This is a genomic window from Rubrivirga aquatilis (genome assembly GCF_046845665.1).
GTDB lineage: Bacteria > Bacteroidota > Rhodothermia > Rhodothermales > Rubricoccaceae > Rubrivirga.
This window is the reverse complement of the sequence record NZ_CP177355.1, coordinates 673,936-693,348: the sequence shown is the minus strand read 5'-3', so window position 1 is coordinate 693,348 and position 19,413 is coordinate 673,936. Positions and strand designations below refer to the sequence as shown.

The 19,413-nt window shown below is 70.4% G+C and carries 19 protein-coding genes; 5 read left to right on the top strand and 14 right to left on the bottom strand.

The window, feature by feature from the left end; translation table 11 throughout:
* Positions 1–128: 128 nt before the first annotated feature.
* The 6 genes from ACLII4_RS02930 to ACLII4_RS02905 all read right to left on the bottom strand — a co-directional run bounded on the left by ACLII4_RS02930 (position 129) and on the right by ACLII4_RS02905 (position 7,928).
* Entirely contained in the window at positions 129–1,268 is a 1,140-nt protein-coding gene (locus ACLII4_RS02930) for a hypothetical protein (protein ID WP_412069404.1), read from the bottom strand.
* Between the two features lie 168 nt (positions 1,269–1,436).
* Complete coding sequence (locus tag ACLII4_RS02925) at positions 1,437–3,509, bottom strand: beta strand repeat-containing protein (protein WP_412069403.1); 2,073 nt, start codon at positions 3,507–3,509, stop codon at positions 1,437–1,439.
* 149 nt (positions 3,510–3,658) lie between these two features.
* A complete protein-coding gene (locus ACLII4_RS02920; protein ID WP_412069402.1) occupies positions 3,659–4,165 on the bottom strand; it encodes a hypothetical protein in 507 nt (168 codons plus the stop codon).
* Between the two features lie 1,508 nt (positions 4,166–5,673).
* A complete protein-coding gene (locus ACLII4_RS02915; protein ID WP_412069401.1) occupies positions 5,674–7,041 on the bottom strand; it encodes a CsgG/HfaB family protein in 1,368 nt (455 codons plus the stop codon).
* Complete coding sequence (locus ACLII4_RS02910) at positions 7,031–7,447, bottom strand: curli production assembly/transport component CsgF (protein WP_412069400.1); 417 nt, start codon at positions 7,445–7,447, stop codon at positions 7,031–7,033. Before ACLII4_RS02910 ends, ACLII4_RS02915 begins: the two co-directional genes overlap by 11 nt.
* Before the next feature lie 13 nt (positions 7,448–7,460).
* A complete protein-coding gene (locus ACLII4_RS02905) occupies positions 7,461–7,928 on the bottom strand; it encodes a CsgE family curli-type amyloid fiber assembly protein (protein WP_412069399.1) in 468 nt (155 codons plus the stop codon).
* A gap of 121 nt (positions 7,929–8,049) precedes the next feature.
* On the opposite strand from ACLII4_RS02905, the gene ACLII4_RS02900 reads away from it, so the two are divergent.
* Both ACLII4_RS02900 and ACLII4_RS02895 read left to right on the top strand, forming a co-directional pair.
* The gene (locus ACLII4_RS02900) at positions 8,050–8,463 is read left to right on the top strand and encodes a hypothetical protein (RefSeq protein WP_412069398.1); all 414 of its coding nucleotides are present in this window, start codon (positions 8,050–8,052) and stop codon (positions 8,461–8,463) included.
* A gap of 83 nt (positions 8,464–8,546) precedes the next feature.
* On the top strand, positions 8,547–9,392 hold the full coding sequence (locus tag ACLII4_RS02895; RefSeq protein ID WP_412069397.1) for a CsgG/HfaB family protein: 846 nt from the start codon (positions 8,547–8,549) through the stop codon (positions 9,390–9,392).
* 11 nt (positions 9,393–9,403) lie between these two features.
* Here ACLII4_RS02895 and ACLII4_RS02890 read toward each other — a convergent pair whose 3' ends face one another.
* Together ACLII4_RS02890 and ACLII4_RS02885 are read right to left on the bottom strand one after the other, a co-directional pair.
* A complete protein-coding gene (locus ACLII4_RS02890; RefSeq protein ID WP_412069396.1) occupies positions 9,404–10,219 on the bottom strand; it encodes a hypothetical protein in 816 nt (271 codons plus the stop codon).
* 3 nt (positions 10,220–10,222) lie between these two features.
* On the bottom strand, positions 10,223–10,678 hold the full coding sequence (locus tag ACLII4_RS02885) for a DinB family protein (RefSeq protein ID WP_412069395.1): 456 nt from the start codon (positions 10,676–10,678) through the stop codon (positions 10,223–10,225).
* Between the two features lie 154 nt (positions 10,679–10,832).
* Here ACLII4_RS02885 and ACLII4_RS02880 point away from each other — a divergent pair, with 154 nt between their 5' ends.
* Together ACLII4_RS02880 and ACLII4_RS02875 are read left to right on the top strand one after the other, a co-directional pair.
* A complete protein-coding gene (locus ACLII4_RS02880; protein WP_412069394.1) occupies positions 10,833–11,078 on the top strand; it encodes a hypothetical protein in 246 nt (81 codons plus the stop codon).
* A 24-nt stretch (positions 11,079–11,102) separates the two neighbouring features.
* The gene (locus ACLII4_RS02875) at positions 11,103–11,450 is read left to right on the top strand and encodes a hypothetical protein (RefSeq protein WP_412069393.1); all 348 of its coding nucleotides are present in this window, start codon (positions 11,103–11,105) and stop codon (positions 11,448–11,450) included.
* A gap of 292 nt (positions 11,451–11,742) precedes the next feature.
* On the opposite strand, the gene ACLII4_RS02870 is transcribed toward ACLII4_RS02875, so the two are convergent.
* Positions 11,743–12,123 carry a PRC-barrel domain-containing protein gene (locus ACLII4_RS02870; protein WP_412069392.1) on the bottom strand — a complete coding sequence of 127 codons (381 nt, stop codon included), beginning with the start codon at positions 12,121–12,123 and terminating at the stop codon, positions 11,743–11,745.
* 164 nt (positions 12,124–12,287) lie between these two features.
* Between ACLII4_RS02870 and ACLII4_RS02865 the strand changes: the two genes are divergently transcribed.
* A complete protein-coding gene (locus tag ACLII4_RS02865) occupies positions 12,288–12,944 on the top strand; it encodes a M23 family metallopeptidase (protein ID WP_412069391.1) in 657 nt (218 codons plus the stop codon).
* A gap of 18 nt (positions 12,945–12,962) precedes the next feature.
* Here ACLII4_RS02865 and ACLII4_RS02860 read toward each other — a convergent pair whose 3' ends face one another.
* The 5 genes from ACLII4_RS02860 to ACLII4_RS02840 all read right to left on the bottom strand — a co-directional run bounded on the left by ACLII4_RS02860 (position 12,963) and on the right by ACLII4_RS02840 (position 19,265).
* On the bottom strand, positions 12,963–13,592 hold the full coding sequence (locus tag ACLII4_RS02860) for a hypothetical protein (RefSeq protein WP_412069390.1): 630 nt from the start codon (positions 13,590–13,592) through the stop codon (positions 12,963–12,965).
* 318 nt (positions 13,593–13,910) lie between these two features.
* The gene (locus tag ACLII4_RS02855) at positions 13,911–14,924 is read right to left on the bottom strand and encodes a WG repeat-containing protein (RefSeq protein ID WP_412069389.1); all 1,014 of its coding nucleotides are present in this window, start codon (positions 14,922–14,924) and stop codon (positions 13,911–13,913) included.
* A gap of 163 nt (positions 14,925–15,087) precedes the next feature.
* Positions 15,088–16,095, bottom strand: a complete 1,008-nt coding sequence (locus tag ACLII4_RS02850; protein WP_412069388.1) for a WG repeat-containing protein — start codon at positions 16,093–16,095, stop codon at positions 15,088–15,090.
* Positions 16,092–17,735, bottom strand: a complete 1,644-nt coding sequence (locus ACLII4_RS02845; RefSeq protein ID WP_412069387.1) for a DUF1501 domain-containing protein — start codon at positions 17,733–17,735, stop codon at positions 16,092–16,094. The genes ACLII4_RS02850 and ACLII4_RS02845 overlap by 4 nt, the downstream gene beginning before the upstream one ends.
* Positions 17,736–17,756: 21 nt before the next feature.
* Complete coding sequence (locus ACLII4_RS02840) at positions 17,757–19,265, bottom strand: DUF1800 domain-containing protein (RefSeq protein ID WP_412069386.1); 1,509 nt, start codon at positions 19,263–19,265, stop codon at positions 17,757–17,759.
* Positions 19,266–19,413 lie beyond the last annotated feature (148 nt).

Below are 19,413 nucleotides of genomic sequence, written 5' to 3'. Positions count from 1 at the left end.
GTCGGGGCGGTCGCCCCTTCGGCTCACGGGCCGTCATCGGAGAAGAGCTGGCGGCCGTGTTACCGACCGCCAGCCGGAGGCGCTGCGGCGCCCAAACGTGCGCGGTGTTAGCCGCGCGTGGCCAGTCCCTACTGGATGACGGTGGCCGAGTGACCGGACCCGATCTGGGTGACCGTCGAGACGTTGCCGTCCGAGCTCTGCGTCACCATCGCCTCGTGGTTGTCGCCGGTCTGGGTGATCCGCGAGCGGTTGTCGTCGCCGCTCTGCCGGAGGTCGGCCTCCAGCGAGATGCCGTCCTGGGTGATCCGGCCGATGTTGTCGTCACCAGACTGGAGCACGTCGACGAGGTTGTTCGGGTCGTCCACCTGCGTGAGGGGAACCGTGTTGCCTTGCGTGATGGTCACAAGGTTGTCTCGGCCGGTCTGGCGCACGAGCGCCTCCTGGTCGGCCTCGGTCTGCGTCACCGTCGCGCGGTTGTCGCGGTCCGACTGCCGGACCGTCGCCATGTGGTCGGACCCGACCTGGCTGATCCGTGCGGTCTGGTCGCGCCCATCCTGGTCGATGACGGCGAGGTTGCTGCCCTGGTCGGGCGGGCTCAGCGTGCTCGGGCCGGACGTCTGGGAGATGGTCGCCAGGTGGCCACCGCGGCCGTCCTGCTTGACTTCGGCCCGCTGGCGGTCCGCGATCGCGACGCCGCTCGGGTCGACCGGCGGCACGCTGCTACCGATCTGGTCGATCCGCGCCGTGCTCCGGGTCCGCGAGCGCTGGTCGAGCGTCGCCGTGTTGAAGTGGCCATCCTGGAAGACGTTGGCCACCTGGTCGCGGCCCCTCTGGGAGCCGTCGACCGTGTTGCTGATGCCGTTCTGGTCCGCGACGAGCGAGCTACCGTCGCGCTGGTCGAAGAAGTTGCCCGGGCCGGGGCGGATCGTCCCGATGCCGTCGATGTCGTCGACGACCCAGTTGTAGGCGCCTGTCTGTGTGATCCGAGCGGAGGCGCCGTCCTCCTGGTCGAGCTGGGCGGCGTTGCTGTTGCCCGACTGCGTGACGCGGGCCTCGGAGTCGTCCTGGATAAGGCGGACGATGTTGCCCGGGTCGGCGGGCGTCAAACCGATCTCGTCCTGCGAGATGATGGCGGTCGAGGCGTCGTTCTGAGTGACGATGGCGTCGTTCTCATCACCTGTCTGGGCGATGGACGAGTTGCTGTTCTGCGCGCTGGCGGAGGCCACAAGGCCTAGCGAGAGGGCGAACGCAAGGAGAAAGCGTTGCATGGTGTCTGGGGAAATGAGTTGTCGTAGTTGAGAACGAGTCCGGAGGACTCTGTCTGAGGGCGTCGTGCGGCGGCTCCCCGTCGGAGGAACAGCTGGCGGCCGTGTTACCGGCCGCCAGCCGGAGGCGCCGCGGCGCCCGAACGTGCGCGGAAACGCGCGGTCGGTCCTCTACTGGACGACGATGATCGAGTTGTTCGACCCGACCTGCGTGTTGTTCGAGACGTTGCCGTTCGTGTTCTGCGTCACCGACGCGTCGTGGCCGTCGCCGAGCTGGTCGATGAGGGCGCGGTTGTCGTCGCCGATCTGACGGAGGTCGGCCTCCATCGAGATGCCGTCCTGGAAGACGCGGCCGATGTTGTCGTCACCGCTCTGGAGCACGTTCGCGAGCACGTTCGGGTCGTCGACCGCCAGGTCGTCGGCCGTGTTCGTCTGGCGGACGGTCGCGCGGTTGTCGTCGCCCGACTGGCGGACGGTCGCCGAGAAGTCGTCGGACTCCTGCCCACCGTACACCTGATCGATCGTGGCCACGTTGTCGTCGCCCGACTGGTTGATCGTCGCGTCGCCGCTGTCGTTGCCGTCCTGCGTGATCGTGCCGCGGTTGTCGTCGCCGGACTGGCGGATCTCGGCCGTGACGTCATCGACGTTGAAGGTCTGCGAGATGCGAGCGACGTTGTCATCGCCAGACTGATTCACCGTGGCCTCAGCGTCGTCGACGCCTTGGGTGCCATCACCCTGCGACACGGTCGCGCGGTTGTCGTCGCCCGACTGGGTCACCGTCGCCGTGAGGTCGTCGTCGCCGTCCTGAGTCACGTTGGCCACGTTGTCGTCGCCCGACTGCGTCACCGTCGCCTCGAGGCGGTCGTCGTCTTCCTGGGTGATCGTGGCGCGGTTGTCGTCGCCCGACTGCGTGATCGTCGCGTCAACGACGTCATCACCGGTCTGCGTGATCGTGGCGACGTTGTCGTCGCCGGACTGGCGGACGGTCGCCGTGAGGTTGTCGCTCGAACTGAAGCCATCACCCTGCGACACGGTCGCGCGGTTGTCGTCGCCCGACTGGGTCACCGTCGCCGTGAGGTCGTCGTTTTCGTCCTGGGTGATGCTGGCCACGTTGTCGTCGCCCGACTGCGTGATCGTCGCCTCGAGGTCGTCGTCGGCGTTCTGAGTGATCGTGGCCCGGTTGTCGTCGCCGGACTGGCGGATGGTCGCATCGACGCGGTTATCGCCGGTCTGCGTGATCGTGGCCCGGTTGTCGTCGCCGGACTGCGCCACCGTAGCCGTGATGTCGTCGCCGAACGCCGCCGCCGCGTCCTGGGTGACGTTGGCCACGTTGTCGTCGCCCGACTGCGTCACCGTCGCCTCAAGGTCGTCGTCGCCGGACTGCGTGACCGTCGCGCGGTTGTCGTCGCCGGACTGGCGGACGGTCGCCTCGAGGCGGTCGTCACCGGTCTGCGAGATCCGAGCCACGTTGTCGTCGCCGGACTGGTTCACGGTCGCCTCAGCGGTGTCGGCGTCACCATTCTGATCGATGTCGGCGACGTTGTCGTCCCCGCTCTGAACGATCTCGGCGTCGTTGCCGTCGGCGGGGTTGAGGATGTCGTCCGTGCCGTCCTGGTTGATGTTGGCGCGGTTGTCGTCGCCAGACTGACGGATCTCGGCTGTGTTGTTGCCGGTGTTGTCGTTCTGGTCGATCACGGCGGAGTTGTCGTCGCCGGACTGGTTGATGTCGGCGTCGTTGAACGCGGACGTCGAGTTCTGGCGGACCCTCGCTGTGTTGTCATCGCCACCTTGGCGGACATCCGCGGTGTTGAGCAGCGTGCCGGTCAAGATGCCCACCGAGCCGTTCTGCTGAATGGTCGCCCGGTTGTCGTCACCGCCCTGGTTCACGTTGGCCTCGTTGAGGAAGGACCCACTCGCGAGGCCGTCGGCTCCGAGCTGCTGGATGTTGGCCACGTTGTCGTCGCCCGTCTGGCGGACGCCGGCCTCATTGAAGGCCGCGTCAATCAGGACTCCGACCGCGCCCCCCGTCTGGGTGATGGTAGAGCGGTTGTCGTCGCCCGACTGGCGGACGTCGCCGTCGTTGGCCGTCCCGTCCTGATCGATGGTCGAGTTGTTGTCGTCGCCGCCATTCTGGTTGGCAACGGCCGTGTTGGCCGTGCCCGCCTGATTAATGGTGGAGTTGTTCTGCGCGGCCACGGCGGTCGACAGACCGAGCGCGAGCGCGAGGATGAGAAGTTGGCGCATGAGTGCGTGGGGAGAGTGAGGAAAGCCCATCAGGGCGGTGTGTGAGCGCGGCGGAATGCCACGGGGTCCCGCTGACTAGTCGCCCCCAGACCCGCGGGTCGGCCTGATGGGAAAAGCCGACGGCCGTCTTACCGACCGCCGGCTCAAAATCACTGATAGATATGCGCGGTGTTGCCTGTGCCCGTCTGCGTGACGCGGGCGAAGTTGCCGGTGCCGTCCTGCGTGATGCGCGCGAGGCTGCCGCCCGCTTGGTCGATGTAGGCCTGGTTGCCCGCCCCGCCGCCTTGACGGAGGTAGGCGAGGTTGTCCGAGCCGGACTGGAGGATCTCGGCGAACGCCCCGTCGCGCTGCTCGACGAAGGCCTGGCTGTTCACGCCCGCGACCTGGCGGAGCACGAGCTCACTGCCATCGAACGAGAGCGCGAACGCGTTGGGGTCGGCCTCGCCGAGCGTGAAGCCCGCCAGCCGGTGCCCGAACCCGTCTTGGGTGACGGTGGCCGTGCTGCCCCCCCGCTGTTCGAGCCGAGCGACGTGGCCGCCCTGTCCGGTCTGGACGATCCAGGCGTCGTTGAGGCCGCCGGAGGGAACGCTCTGCGTCAGCTCGGCGAGGTTCTCGACCCCGACCTGCTCGACGTAGGCGCTGGACTGGGCGGACACAGGGACCGCCACGGCAGCGATAAAAAAAGAGAGAGGTAGACGCATCAATAGCGCCGCTCCGTCCGCAGCCCACACGTCTCCTCAGTGGCGAGCAAAGTCGTGTGTCCTAGCTGGCCGGAGTTCGGCTAGGCTAGGAGTAAGGAGTGTCGGAAATCAAAGGCCCTAAGAATGTCGTCTTAGGACGGAAGCGCCGGCTGCGCGGCACCTCAGGGGACAGAACGGCGTCTGCCCTGGGGGTCGTCGTGTTCAACATAGAAGGCTGAGGCCCTGGGGAAGGGGATCGCACCAGCGGTGCGGAGAAGGTCAGCCCTCAGGTGGTGGAGCGGTTTGGCCGCACTGAGGAGCGCCCGGCGAGCCAGGCTGTCCGGGATCTGCTTGGCAACGCCTTGCCGATCCCGACTGTGACCACAATAGTCCTCGGATATGGAACATGTCAACTACCTCGGCCACCCCTAACCGCGGATGCCCGACTCCTATTTGCCCTCTCGGATGTGCCGAGACTGCATTTTTTCAGCCTCGGGCCTTTCCCCCCGAGCGTCCGTGGACCGCCCCCGTTGGGGCGCCCCACACGGCGCGTCTCACGGCTGCACACATGTCTCAAAATGAGACCCTAAAGACCAGGCCCTGCAACGCGCTGCCTCCTAACGAGATAGACGAATAACCTCCCGTACAGGAGCAAGCCGACAGGGGCCATGTCGTGAGGCCGCGCCAGGTGCAGCGCACGGGTCAGGGCGAGTGGGCGCCTCAGCTGCGAGCAACTCCGGCTCAGCGAATCATGGAGCAGCCCGTTACCGACCACGCCCTCCTACCTCCGGTAATTTTTTTCTGCCCTAACGAGCGCCCTTCCTGTCGACGAGCGGACGATTGCCCGAGTAGGCCCTGACCCCAGACATCCGAGACCAGGGCCCAAACGGCTAAAAATATCCCGCTTGGGTCAAGACAGAGCGGGGCGATGTGCAGCGCAACAGCCCCGGACACCGCCAGAACAGATCGTTATTTGCGCCAGCGCCCAAACGTTTTCAAGCTGAGACTACGCAATCATGGGGCCCCATGCGTTCGCGCCTCTCGAGATCCAGATCTGCCCCGCCGCCCCGTCTTTGAGTGGCTCGGTTCCGAGCGCGAGCACGACGGCCAGAGTCCTGCCGATCCCCTGCTTTCCTTCCGCCACCGCGCGTTCCTTTCGGCCCCTGGTGGAGCCCTCGGCGAAACGGATCGGTGCCTCGCGCGAGCACCCTCGTTGCTCTGGGCACGAGGGCTGAAGCCCGGGATCTCTCACGGGAGTCATTCCTGCCACGGGGCCCGTGCCGCAGCAGACCTGGCGCTGGGCAGCCCCTCGACAGGATCGCTGCTCTAGGGTCTGTCCCGTTCGTCTGGATCCTGGCGGCGCGAGCCCTCTGGTGCGCCCCTCCACGTGGCCCTCCTCGTCGGATGCGCAGGCATCGACCTGGGGCGCTAGGACCGGAACGCCAGCGGCTCTCGGTCGCTGATAGACCGGCTTACGGGACGACCTAGAACGGGAGGTAGAAGACGAGGCCGCTCCGTCCAACCCAGACGTTGTCGTTGACGCCGCCCGACCCGACGAGTCCGTCGAGGCCTTCGGAGAACGGGTAGTCGACGCCCGCCTCGACGAACAGCCCGACGCCCGCCGAGAGCCGCGTCTCGATGCCCGCGGTCGCCGTTCCGTACACGAAGACGTCGTCTGTGACGTCCGGCGCGATGAGGGCGCCGAGCCCGACAGAGACCGTTGGCGTCGTCCGGGCCGTCGGGACGAGCCTCGCCCTCAGGATGGCAGCGACGCCTCCGAACGCCTCGCCCTCCCCGTTCACGTCGAGGAACCCTCCTTCGCCCCGGGCGCCGACGGACACGCCGCCGCGGACGGGGTAGTCGAGGCCGACGGCCCCAACGGGCTGGAGGCCGGGGCTGACGTAGTCCGACTCGATCTGCCCGAGCCCCCCCGACAGCGACAGCGCCATCCCTTCGCGGGACCGGTCGACCGGCAAGCGGTCGAACACGTCGCGCCGAGAGTCCCGCTCGCGCCGCTCGTCGAAGGCCTCCAGAAAGTCGCGGGTGTCGGAGTCGTCGGGCCCCCGGAACTGCCACAGCCCATCGCGGGCCCCGTCGACCACGAGCGAGACGACGGCCTCCTCGATGGCCGCCGTGACCGCCAGCACGGGCGGCTCATTCGTCGAGTACCCCGCCTCGGTCTCCAAGAGCACGTCGGTGTCGACGAAGAGGAACGCGCCGGTGTCGAGCTTCTGGGACACGATCGTCTTGGTCGTGTGGACCGACTTGAGCACGCGGCCCGTCTGGACCGAGACCGCCCGGAGGTAGATCGTCACCTGGTCCTGCCGGAACTGGCCATTGGCGCCGACGCCCAAGATGCGAGCCCCCGCGCCGCCCGTGATCACGTTCGAGTCGTAGCCGATGATGCCCCCTTCCAGGAGCACGCCCGCATAGAGGAGGGGCGGGAGCGGCCCGAGGCCCTCGCCCTCGGGGCCGGTGTACTGCTGGCGCGTCGCTGTAATGATCTGGCGCTCGTTGAGCAGGTTCGAGAGCCCCTCGCGCTCGATGGGGACGAAGAAGCCCGACGCCTCGAGAGCCCGCATCAGGATGCTTGTGCCCCCCTGGGTCACCGAGGTCGAGAAGGTGGAGAGGTTCTCGAGCGCGCGGTACTGGCCGGTTTGGTCCCGGAATCGATAGACCGCCACGACGACCGGGTCGACCGGCGCGGGGACCGACTCCAGAAGGTCCGCCGTAGCCGTGCGGGGAGACGCGCCTCGGGGGGCCTCCGTGGCGTAGGGCGCCAGGAAGCGGGGAGAACACCCGGCCATCACGAGGACGGCGAGCGCGAGGGCGGCGGTGCGGTTAAAACCCATTGGGAACGGTGACGACAGTCTCTTCGCCGGTGAGGAGGTTGAAAACGCGGATCGATACGCCGTCGAGACCGGGGACCACCTCAATCAGGAAGTCGCCGAGATTGAAGGTGCCGGGCTGTGTCAGGTCGAGGTCGCCGAAGCGGTCCGAGATCAGCTCGCGGCCGAGCTGGTTCAAGATCTGGCGCTGGAGGCTCTGCTCGAATTCGACGAGGGGGTCCCGGAAAAACCGGTCTTTGTCTTCCTCTTTGAACTGGTTCTGGAGCTGGGCCGACTGCAGCATCCAGTTGTAGTTGAGGGGCGAGCCGCCGAACGCGGGGTTCGTCGGCTGGTACGTGAGCTGCTGGGCGACCGCCGGGGGGGCAACGGCGATGAGGGCGAGCCCTGCGAAGAGAGAGAGCGTGCGCATTGCAAGTGGGGGATTAGCCTCGCGGGAGCCGGCGGGCCGTGGCGGCGACGGCCTGCTGGGCCAGAGTCTCGGCTTCCTCCTCGCGAGGCGAGAGGCGGGCCTGAAACACCAACTCGCCGTCCAGTCGGACGCCGATGAGGGTGCCCTGGCCAGGGAGCGGCTGTTCGAAGACGGCGACGCTCAAGAACTGGGCGTCGGCCCCGGGCTGCCAGAGCCGATAGAACACGTCGTAGAAGTAGCTCCCCGTCCGGGAGATCGTCTCGTCGACGACGAGCCGGCCGATCCCGAGCGTCGGATTCTGCTCCGCCTCCTCGACCGCCGTCGCAGCCGTCGGGACGTAGTGGAGGAGGCGCGTCTCGGCGACGATCGCGTGGTACGTCCGCTGGCGCCCGTACTCGATGAGCGGCAGCCCCTCGTTCGGCGGCGGCTGGGCCGATCCGATCCCCGGGGCCAGTAGAAGTGCGAGGGCGAAGACGCGCATGGCTCAACCTACATCATCTCGGACATACGAAGCCAGCCCATCCCGCCGCACGGGGTTCTCCGAGCCCTGGGGCACCCCGTCCGTGGCTAGCGCGTCTGCCCGACGACCGACCTCTCGACCAATGCCCCGTTTCGCCCTCGCCGCCCTCGCGCTCCTCGTCGCCGGTGGGTGCGCCCCGACCGCTCCCGCCCCCTCACCGACCGGCTCCGCCGCGAGCCCGCTCGTCGGCCGCTGGGACATGGAGGCCGTCTACGACCGGGGGGCCGATGTCACGGCCGAGGCCAACCCGGCCGGAGACCGCTACATCGTTCTCCGCCCGGACGGCTCGTTCGAGAGCGGCGGCCAGCCGTACGGCCTCAACACGGGACGCTGGACCTACACCCCCCGCACGCGGACGCTCGCGCTCGACTCCGACCTCGGCCCCGACGACGACAGTCGGTGGATCGTGACGCTGCGCGACGACGTGATGGAGTGGGACGGCGACGGCTCTGCCTTCGCCCGCCGCTTTCGGATCACCGCCGTCCGCGCCGACTGAGCCGGCCGCCGCGGCCACGCCCGGCGGTCGGTGACCCCGGGAGGCGCAGGGGGACGTAGGTACGGGGGCCCACCCTCCGGCCCATGCGTCTCCGATCGCTCTGCATCGCCCTCCTCGCGACCGTCCTCCCCGCGGGGTGCGGGTCCATCGACCAGGCCCGGTCGCTGGTCGGTGGCCCCCAGGCGTCGGCGGCCGACCTCCCCGACTCGCTCGACGCCAACCTCGCCGTCCTCGCCTTCGAGAACCACACGGGCGACCCGCGCTACGACCCGCTCGGCCGGGGCCTGGCCAGCATGATGACGAGCGACCTCGCCGCCGTCCCGACGCTCCGGCTGGTGGAGCGCGAGCGCTTGCAGGCGCTCATCGACGAGCTCGACCTCCAACAGACCGCTTCCTTCGACCAGGAGACGGCGCTCCAGATCGGGCTGTTCATCGGGGCGGACCACGTCGTCCTAGGGTCGATCGTGGCCGTCGAGCCCGAGATCCGGCTCGACACGCGCATCGTCCGGGTGGAGACCACGGAGGTGGTGCAGGCGGCGAGCGTGTCGGGCCGCGAGGACCGGCTGTTCGACCTCCAGAAAGACCTGGCGGCCTCGCTCATCAATGGGATCGACGTGGTGATGACCGACGAGGCGCGGGTCGCGCTGGCGGAGCGCCAGCAGGCCAACCGGATCGACGACGTGGAGACGGCGCTCTCCTTCTCGGAAGCGCTCAGTCTCTACGACCAGGGAGAGTTCACGCTGGCGGCCACGCGCCTGTTCGAGGTCCAGCAGCGGGCGCCGTCGTCGCAGCTCGTCTCCGTCGCGCTGGGCCTGGCCCGCGACCACGGCCAACGGGCGCTCACGCGGGAGGCCGGCCGCCAGGCCCGGACGCGCATCGACGGGTGGCTTCGCGGCCGGCTCGCCAACGACGACGACGGCAACCGCTGACCGCGTGCCGCTCAGCGCGCGGCGCTCGCGGCGACGCCCTCAGCCCAGCGGCTCGGGTCGAACAGCACCGGGTCGAGCGTCGGGTCGGGGGTCATCTCGGAGTACGTCTCCCAGAACACAATCTCACCGTCGACGCGGACCGAGACGAAGGGGGCGATCCAGCCGCCGCCGAGCCGCTGGTAGTTCTCGAACCGGATGTCTTGCACGGCTTCGCCCTGCTGCTCCACGAGCCGGACGAACAGCAGCCGCTCGCGCTCGATCCAGATCTCACCAGACGCGGGCGTCCCGAGCACGAGCATCGCGCGGCCGTCGAAGGTGTCGGTACGGAAGGCGCCGAGGTCGACGCCCTCGGCCGCCGCGACGCGGAGCGTCTCCGCCGGGTCCTGCACGTACGCGTCGAAGCCCCACAGCAGGAGCGCGTTGCGCGAGGGCCGCGCGCCCACCAGCTCGCCGCTGGCGTAGACGTACGTCGTGTCGCCGACGAACAGCACGTCGGTCCCCGCGAGTGGGTCGCCCATCTCGATGCGCAGACGGCCGGGCAGGGCCATCCACTCGCGCCACGTCTCGACGGAGACCGTGCCGTCGGGCTGGCGGCGGCTGGTGCGCTGGGTGAACGACAGGGTCTGGTACCACGTCGCCGCGTGGCGGGCGTGCATGGCGGCCACCAGCGTCTCGGCATCGACGGCGGGGTCGGCACGCATGGGCCCGGCGAAAACGGGTCCCGCCACCTCGGGCGTCTCGGGCGCCGGGTCGGGCTCGACCGTCGCCGGACGCGACGGGGCGCAGCCGACGGCGAGGCCCACGAGAATCAATGGGAAGAGGCGCATGCGTCAGTCGGGGTCGCCGAGGCGGGCCCAGCGAATAACGTCGAGGGTGGGCGGCGTGCCGCCAGCGGCGCGGATGGCGGCGTTGGCTTGTCCACGGTGGTGGGCGCCGTGGAGCCGCACATGGTCGAGCACGTCGGTGACGTGGTTCGTGAACGGCTCGCCCTGCGTGGTGCGATACGTGACCTCGGCGTCGAGATCGGCCGACGCGAGGAAGACCTGCCAATCGGCCGTGGTGAGGTCGAGGAGCGCGCGGCACCCGGCAGGGTCGAGGTCGGGCCAGACGGTGGTCGGTGGTGGGCCGCCGACCAAGCGCTGGTGCCAGATGTGGTCGGCCGCGAGCGCGTGGGCAAGCGCCCGGAGTGCGTCGGGCGCGGGCGTGGCTGCGAGCGCGTCCACGAGCTGCCTCCCCGCCCAGGCGTGGTGTCGAAAGCGACGGCGGAGGGCGGTGAGATCGGGCACGGGCGGGGCGTCCAAGTGGACAGATGGTAACGCACCCGTTCCGTCCTGACCGGCTGGCAGAGCCGACTGGGGCGTCCGGGGGGTCTCGCGGGGCGGTATCGACCGGTTGGCACGCGACTTGAAGAAGGCGGCGTCAAGCCCACACCCCGCTGTCATGACGCACGCCGTCACCACCCCGCCCTCCGCCTTTACCGCCTTGCTCGCGGCCTACGTCACCGGCGCCGTCGGCGACGCCGTCATGGCCGGCTTCGACGACCTCTTCGCCGAGGCCGACGCCTCGGCCGCCGAGCGGCTCGCGTTCGCGCGGTTCTACCTCGACGCGCTGGAGGCTGGTGAGGACGCCGACGCCTTCCCGACGGCCCTCGAGGTCCCGGGCATCCTGAACGTCGTCCGGGCGTAGGTCGCGGTCCCCCCGCCCACGCTCGTGTCCTGCCCCGACCACCTCCCGTCCACGCCGGATGGCCGCTACTTCGTCCACCGCGGACGCCTGTGGCGATGCTCCAACCCGGCCCTGCCCGAGGACGACCGCCAGCGCCTGGTGGCCGACCTCATGGATGCCCGCCGCGACGTAGGTACGGCGACCCGAGCCAAGGACGAGGCCGCCGAACGAGATGCCCGCGCCCGCGTCCACGCCGCAAAGGTGGCCCTCGGCGAGCGAGGCCCGACGTGGTGGGACGACGACGAGGACGTCAACCGCTACGCGCCCAAGAACACGCCCTACGCTGAATGGTGGGCTGGGCTGAGCGACGAGGAGCGCGCACCCGGGGAGTAGAGGCCACCGGCCTGACGGGACGTGTAGGGAATCCCCACCCCCGGCAGATCTGGAGCCCCGTCTGGACAGGCCCCCAGCGGGCGCCCGAGACACTCATCCTGTCCCTCTCTCGAGGGGAGCGGGGGCGTTGACGAAGACCCGTGACGAAGACGGGTGGCGGCTCGCGAGCGCCCGGCAGCATGACAGCCCACTTCCTCCCCACACCGGAGCCCCCACGCACAAAAAAAGCCCCCCGGTGCCGAAGCCGGGAGGCCCTTTGCGTCCGTCTATAGGACGCTACTGCGTGCGCCGCTTAGTTGGCGACGACGGGGTCGTTGACACGCGACCGGAGGTACAGGTCGCGCTGACCGTAGAAGTCGTAGACGCCCTCGGTAAACGAGGCGTCGGCCGTGCTGGGCCAGTCGGTCTTGTCGAATCCGGGCGCCTGCTCGAGACGCTCCTTGGTCACGTCGAGGACGAAGCGCTCGTTCGTGCGGTCGACGGAGAAGGCCTGGAGCGGGACGGCGAAGTACTTGTCGCCGATGCCGAGGAAGCCCCCGAAGTCGAGGACGGCGTACTCGATACGGTTGGAGCCGAGGTCGATCATCAGGTCCTTGACGTCGCCGAGGGTTTCGCCCTGCGTGTTGACGACGGGGGGATTCTGGATGGATGTGGTCGAGAGAAGCGTATTCATGTTTAGATGAGTCGATGAGATGAATATATAGAGGCAGTCTTGCCGCTCACTATCTCTTATGCGGTTCAGCGTGTCGTGTTTTCAAGCGAGCATGAACTCCCTGGGCTCCGAGACTTGACCCCGGCTCGCGGCGGCCGATACTGCGAGTCTCCGCCGCGTCTGCCATGCGTCTCTCTACCCTCGCCGTCCTCGTCTCCGCCCTCACGCTGTCGGCGTGCGCCACCTCCGGGGCCGGCCCCAACGGGTGGGCCGCCGGCCGCCGCTCCGCCGACCGGCCTGCTCGGGCGCCGGAGCGCGTCGCCGAGCGCCCGCCGGTCCGCCTGCCGGCCCCGAGCGCCCGCGAGCACACGCCGGTCGACGTGGCGAGCGACCGCCGCCCGGCGACGGCCTCTGGGCTGGTGATCCCCGTCGTCGGCATCGGGGGCGACGACCTGCGCGACTCGTTCCATGCCCCGCGCTCGGGCGGGCGGACGCACAACGCCATCGACATCGCGGCCCCGCGCGGGACGCCCCTGGTGGCCGTCACCGACGGAACGATCCGCCGCAAGCACTGGAACGGGCTCGGCGGCAACACGCTCTACCTCCGCTCGGCCGACGGGAGCACGGACTTCTACTACGCTCACCTCGACGCCTACGCGGACGGGATCGAAGTGGGCGCCCGCGTCCGGCGCGGCGAGACGCTCGGGACGGTCGGCTCGACGGGCAACGCGCAGGGCCCGCACCTCCACTTCCAAGTGCTCGACGTGCGCGGCGACGGCCGGGGCACACCCGTCAACCCGTTCGGCCTACTCCGCACCGCCGAGCTGGCGCTGGCGGACTGACCGGCTGGCGCCGTCCGGTCAGGGGCTCATGGGCGCGCCCTCCGACATCCGCGCCAGTTCCTCGAACGGCGTGCCCGAGGCGTCCGACATCCATGCGATGGCGGTCGGCGTGAGGTCGTCGATGCGGGCGTCGTGGGACGCTCTGTAGAACGTGTCGCCACCGTCGGAGAGGATCGCGAACGTCGCGCCGGTCTCCGCGTCGATCAGCAGCCACAGCGAGCGCGGGTCGTCCTCGATCGCACCGTTGGCCGGAAACGCCAGCGCGAACGCCGCGCCGGCAAAGTCGACCGGCGTGATCTCGAACGTGGGCTCGGTGGCGAGCCGCGCCAGCCGGTCCATCAGCCCGGGCTCGACGCTGAACGCCTCCTTGACCTGGAGGTGGACCGACGGCTGGAGCACGAACTGCGACCCGTCGTCGCGCACGGCCGGGTGGCCGACCCAGCCCCGTAGGGCCTCGTACGGCGTCCGGTCGCCAGTGTCGGCCTTCGGGATGCCCGGCTCCCGGTCGGGCGCCGGCACGTCCGCCACCGAGGCCATGGGCGCCACGGCCATCGCTGGCGCCCCGCGCAGCGTGTCCGCCGCGTCGTCGGCGGGAGCATCGCCACAGGCGGCGAAGACGAGGGCAAGCGGGAGGAGACGTCGGAGCACGGCGAGAGCAGAGAGGGGACCGCAAGCCTACGGCATCCGAGGCGCCCCGGCCGCCTCGGCGCCGGAAGCGGCGATTCCGGGAGCGGGAAGGCCTTCTGGTGCGTCATCGCCCGCGGCTCGGGCGTCGGCCGTCGGCCGTCGGCAGAGGGGCACCTGCCCAGACGGGATGCTGTCTCTGAGTCTTCCGAGCGTGTCGAGGGAGGGCACGTGGAGGAGTCCCGGCCAACGCTTCGACAGAGCGCGACGACCCCAGACGGCCCACGCTCCACACCCGACACACTCACCCGAGAGGACACCTCCAGAATGCGCGGCCCGTTCCTAGTCGCGCGGGAGCCAGACCGTCGCGCCGTCGCGGTCGATGTAGCCGGTCCGCCCGTCCACCACGACCGCCGCGAGCCCGCCCGCGAAGTCGGCCACCTCGTCGAACTCGGGCGCGCGGAGGAGCGTGCCGTCGGTCCGGACGAACGTCCAGTACCCGTCGACCTCGACCGCCGCGCGGCCGTCGACGAAGGCGCGGGCCGTGCCGAACTGGGGGTCGATGGTGCGCGCGCCGCTGGCGTCGACGTACTCCCAGGCGCCGTCGGTGCGGACGGGCGCGAGGCCCTCGGCAAAGTCGCCGGCCGAGAGGAACGTGGTGCTCCCGATCTGGCGCTGGTTCGCGGTGTCGATGTAGAACCACCGCTGGCCCTGGCGGACGGCGGCGCGGCCACCGGAAAAGTCGCGGGCCTCGTCGTAGGCCGCCTCGATCACGACGGCGCCGGTCCGATCGACGTAGCCCACCTTGCCGTCGCGCTCGAAGCGGGCCCGGTTGTCTCGCAAGTCGCCCAGCGACCCGAACGTGGGCTCGACGACGATGGCGCCGCTGCGGTCCATGAAGCCCCACTTGTAGCCCGTCGTCTTGACACGCGCCACGCCGCCGGAAAAGTCGCGGGCGTCGTTGAGGTAGGGGTTGATGAGGTACTCGCCGTCGGTGTCGACAAACGCCCACCGCCCGTCGACGCGGACGCGAGCGCGGCCGTCGCGCGGGGCGTACGCCTCGTCGGCAGCCACGGAGAAGGCGATCTCGCCGTCGGTCCCGAAGTAGTCCCAAACGTTTCGCTGGCCGTCCCAACGACGCGCGGGCGTCAGCCCCTCGGCGCCTGGGCGGACGCTGCTGTAGCCGTCGAGCGTGACGACGACGCGGCCGGTCTGGTCGATCAGCACCCGGTCGCCGTTCTGGCGGGCCGGGAACAAGCGGGCGCTGGCGTCGCCGGTGTCGGAGCCCGAAAACGCGTCGCAGCCGGCGACGATCGCCGCGAGCGCGAGGAGGACGAGGAGGGGAAAGCGAGTCATGAGAGCGGGGTTCAGAGGTCGAGATTCAGTGTGCGTAGAGCGAGACGGATGCGTGGAGTCGACAGGGGGGCGATGAGCATGGGCGCCCTCATTCCACGTTCCCCATGCCTCGTCCCCAGCGCTTGCGGCGGGCGGTCTCGGGGCAGCGGGCTCGCCGCGTGCGCTACCGGGTCGGCTCCCAGACGTAGTCGCCGTCGCGGCCGATGTAGCCCACGCGCACGTTGTCGCCGCTGCCCGTCGTGACCTGCGCCAGCCCGCCGCGGAACGGCCGGGCCGTCGAGAAGGTGGGGCTCGTGATGATCAGGCCGTCGTCGCGGCGGACGTACGTCCAGCGGTTGTTGAAGCGGACCGCCGCCAGCCCCTCGGAAAAGGCCTGCGCCTCCGCCAGCTTCGGCGCCACGAGGTAGTCGCCGTCGCGGTCGATGATGGCCGCGCGGTCATTCGTTCGGACCACGGCGGCGCCGTCGACGAACGGGCCGGCGGCCTCGAACGTCGAGTTGAGCGCGATCCGGCCGTCACGGTCGATGTACTTCCAGACCTCGGCGCCGAGCTCGCGGACGGGCGCCAGGCCGGCGTCGGAGAACGGCCCGGCCTCGTCGTAGGCGCCGCCGAAGGCGAACGCGCCGTCGCGCTCGATGTAGCGCCAGCCCTCGGCGGTCTGAACCGGCGCCAGCCCGGCCACGAACGGCCCGGCGGCGGCGAACTGCGGCTCGATCACGCCCGCGCCGCTCTCGTCGACGTAGCCCCACAGAAAGTCGCGGCGGACCGCCGCGCGGCCGTCGGAGAACGCCTCGGCGCTGTCGTAGCCGCCGTCGCCGACGCGCGCGCCGGTGTCGTCGATAAAGCCCCAGCCGTCGGCGGTGCGGACCGGCGCGAGCCGCCCCTCGAACCGGCCGGCGGCGTCGAACTGCGGCTCGATGGCCGTGACGCCGTCGGGCCTAGCGTAGCCCCACAGCGCACCCATTCGGACGGCCGAGAGCCCGCCGACGACCTCGTCGGCAAAGTCGAAGCGCGGCCCGGTGACCAAGCGCCCTTCGGCGTCGATAAAGCCCCACTGGCCCTCGAACAGGACCGGGAAGCCGTCGACGGACGCGGTGTCGTCGCCCCCGCCGAAGGCGTCGCAGGCGGGGAGCAGCAAGAGGACGGCGAGGAGTACAGGGAAGCGGATCATCGGACGACGGTGACGGAGACGGTCCGCGCGGCACGGGGCGTGCGCAGGCGGACGAGGTACAAGCCAGCGGCCAAGCCGGCGGTATCGAAGGGCATGGCGTGCTCGCCGGCCGCGAGCGGCGCGTCGCGGAGCACGCGGACGGTGCGGCCCGCCAGGTCGACCACCTCGACGGTGGCCTGGGCGGGCGCGTCGAGCCGGACGTCCACATTCGCGGTGCCCATAACCGGGTTCGGCGAGACGGCCAAGCGCAAACTGGCGTCCGGCCCCGGCCCGGCGTCGACGGTCATCGGCTGGGCCACGAGCCCTGCGAGGGGCGCGAACCCGCCGCCGAGCACGGCCGAGGTGTCGCTCGCCTCCAGCCCGAACCAGTCGGTCAGCACGCTCGCGTAGACCGACCGGAAGTCGACCGACATCGGGAGCGCGTTCTGGTTGTCGGGCAACGTGTCGAGGACGGGCCCCGGGCCGTCGCCGTAGAGGCCGCCGCCGACGCCGCCGCCGAAGAGCAGGAGTGGCGAGGCCTCGGCGTGGTCGGTGCCGGCCGCGCCGTTCTGGCCGATCGTGCGGCCGAACTCCGAGAACGTCATCGTGAGCACGCGGTCGCCGTCGCCGGCGAGGTCGGCGTAGAAGGCGCGGACCGACTCGGCGATCTGCCGCAGCAGCCCGGGCTGGCGATTGAGCTGGTTCGAGTGCGTGTCGAAGCCGCCGATCGAGACGGCGAACATGCGCGACGGCAGCCCGCCCTTGATGAGCCGCGCCACCGACGCCAGCGACGACGCCAGCCCGCCGCCGGGGTAGCCCGCCTCGCCGTCGTTCTCGCCGGCTTGCGAGGCGTCGTAGACCGCGTCGCGGTAGCGGAGCCCCGAGTTGTAGATCTCGCGCACGAACCGGAGCTCGTCCCCCGCCAGCGTCGCCGGGACGGCCGACTCGTCGTAGTACTGGCCGGTCTGCGCGAGCCGGTCGAACTGGTCGGGATTGGAAAAACTCATCCCCAGCGCCCCGCCCGCGCCGCGCACCAGCAGCGACGACGCGCCGCCGATGCGAATCGCGACCGGGTACGGCAGCGGGTCGGCGATGTGGCCGGGGAAGGCGCGGTCCACGTAGCGGCCGGTCCACCCGTCCGTCCGCTGCTCGTTCGCGTCCGACGCCGAGGCCCAGATGTCGGTCGACCGGAAGTGCGAGCGGCTGTGGTTCGGGTACCCCGCCGAGTGGACGACCGCCAGGTCGCCGTCGCCCCACATGGTATCGAGCGACGACATGGCGCCGTTGAGCCCGTAGTCGCCGTCAAGCGTCATCAGCGAGGACTGCGCCTGCCCGATCTGGGGGCGGCGGCGGTAGTAGGCGTCGCTCGTGTACGGGACGACCATGTTGAGCCCGTCATTCCCGCCGCCCAGCTGGATGATGACGAGCACGCGGTCGGTCTCGGTCTGCCCCAGCGACCGCAGGAGGGGCGTGTGCGACGACGCGCGGACGGTCCGGGCGCTCGCGCCGGAGCCCAACAGGAAGGCGCCCGCGGCGGCCGTCGTCGCGCCGGTCAGGAAGTCGCGGCGGCTCCAGGCGGCGTGGTCGCGGTCGTGCTCGCGCCCGAAGTCGAGCGAGATGGCGCGGCGCGGCGGCGAGACGTGGTCGTGGTGGTCGCACATAGGGGGAGGGGATCGGGCGGCCTAGACCAGCTGGTATTCCGGGAGGTTGACGAGCGCTGACAGCAGCTGGCGCAGGCGGTCGCGCGCGGCGGGCTCCGACGAGACGAGGATCTCGACCCAGAAGCCGCGCCGCTCGTCGCGCGTGTACGAGGTCGGCACGCCGTCGAGCACGGTCTGCTCGGCGAGCGCGTCGGCGTCGGCCTCGCTCAGCGGGACCGCCAGCAGGTGCGCGGCGAGGTCGCGCGTCAGGCGGTAGGGGTCGAAGCGGTCGGAGATCTGCTCCGCGAGCGGAAGCGGGTCGTAGTCGGGGAAGGCGCCGTCGCCGAAGACGGCCGCGTCGGCCAGCCCGCGCCGCTCGGGGATGGTGCCGGTCGTGACCCAGGCGCGGTACTCGAGGGGGTCGTCGTAGCCCGGCCAGCCCTCGACCGACGGGGGGTTGAGCACCTCCTGCCCGATCGACGCGCTGGCGGTCCGGAACGCCTCGAGGACGGCCTGCGACGGCGTCGTGCCCAGCTCGCGCCCCAGCCCGACGAGAAGCTCCATCGGCGACTTGATCCGCGCCCCGACGACTGACGCGTCGTAGAAGTGGGCGCTCGCGAGCAGGGCCTGCAGCGCGGCGCGCGTGTCGAAGTCGGTTTGCCGAAGCACGGCCGCCAGCGCGTCGACGACGCCCGCGTTCGGGACGGGGTGGACGAACCACGCGTACAGCTTGCCCGCCAGAAAGTGGGAGACGGCGGTGCCCCGCTGCTGGAAGATCAGGTCCACCAGGTCGTCGTGGTCCCAGTTGCCCGTCTGCCCGAAGATGGTCTTCGTCCCGGCGTCGTGGCGGCCGGCCTCGAAGCGGCTCCGGATGCGGCTCTCGTCGACCGTCCAGCCGGTCAGCGCGCGCGCGGCCTCCACCACGTCCTGCTGGGTGTAGTTGGCCCCGCCGCCCGGCCCGGTGATGCCCATCGAGAACAGCTCCAGGATCTCCCGGGCGTAGTTCTCATTGAGGTTGCCCGCCTCGTTCTGGTCGTTGTCCAGGAAGCGCAGCATCGCCGGCCGCGTGCCGATCCCCTCGAGGAGCGGGCGGAACGGGCCGACGGCGTGCTCGCGCAGGAACGTCAGGTAGTCGACGGCGAACGCGGCATGCGTGTAGACGGCCTGCGCCGTCGCGAAGTGGTCGTGCCAGAACAGCGCCAGCTTCTCGCGCAGGCCGCCATCCGCCATCTCGGCGTACCACGCGCGCTGCCAGGCGTAGAGCCGCTGGATGTTGTCGCCGCCGCTCGAGGTCGTCGAGCCCGCCCAACTGGGCTCGTCGGGGAGCGGTCGGCTCGCGGCAGCGTCGAGGAGGGCGCTCGCGGCGGCACCGGCAGACCCGGCCACAATCGCGCCGACCACGTCCGGGCGGCTGGCGCCGAAGTGCGTCCGGCGGATGAGGTGGGTCGCTTGCGTCGCCGTCCACGGGCCCGTGTACGGCGCGAGGTCGGCGCGGCGGGCGGCGTGCCGGTGGGCAGCGGTCGGGCGGGCGAAGAACGCGCGGCGGTCCATGCGAGGGGGTGCGAGAGGCGACAGGTCCGGTCCCCACGGACCCGACCGGGGAAAAGCTAGACGGGGCATCGGCCAGTCCGGCCCGCGCCTGTTTCTCCAAACCAGACCGTCACGCCTGGGCGTCGCCCGCGGAGACAGCAGAACCGCC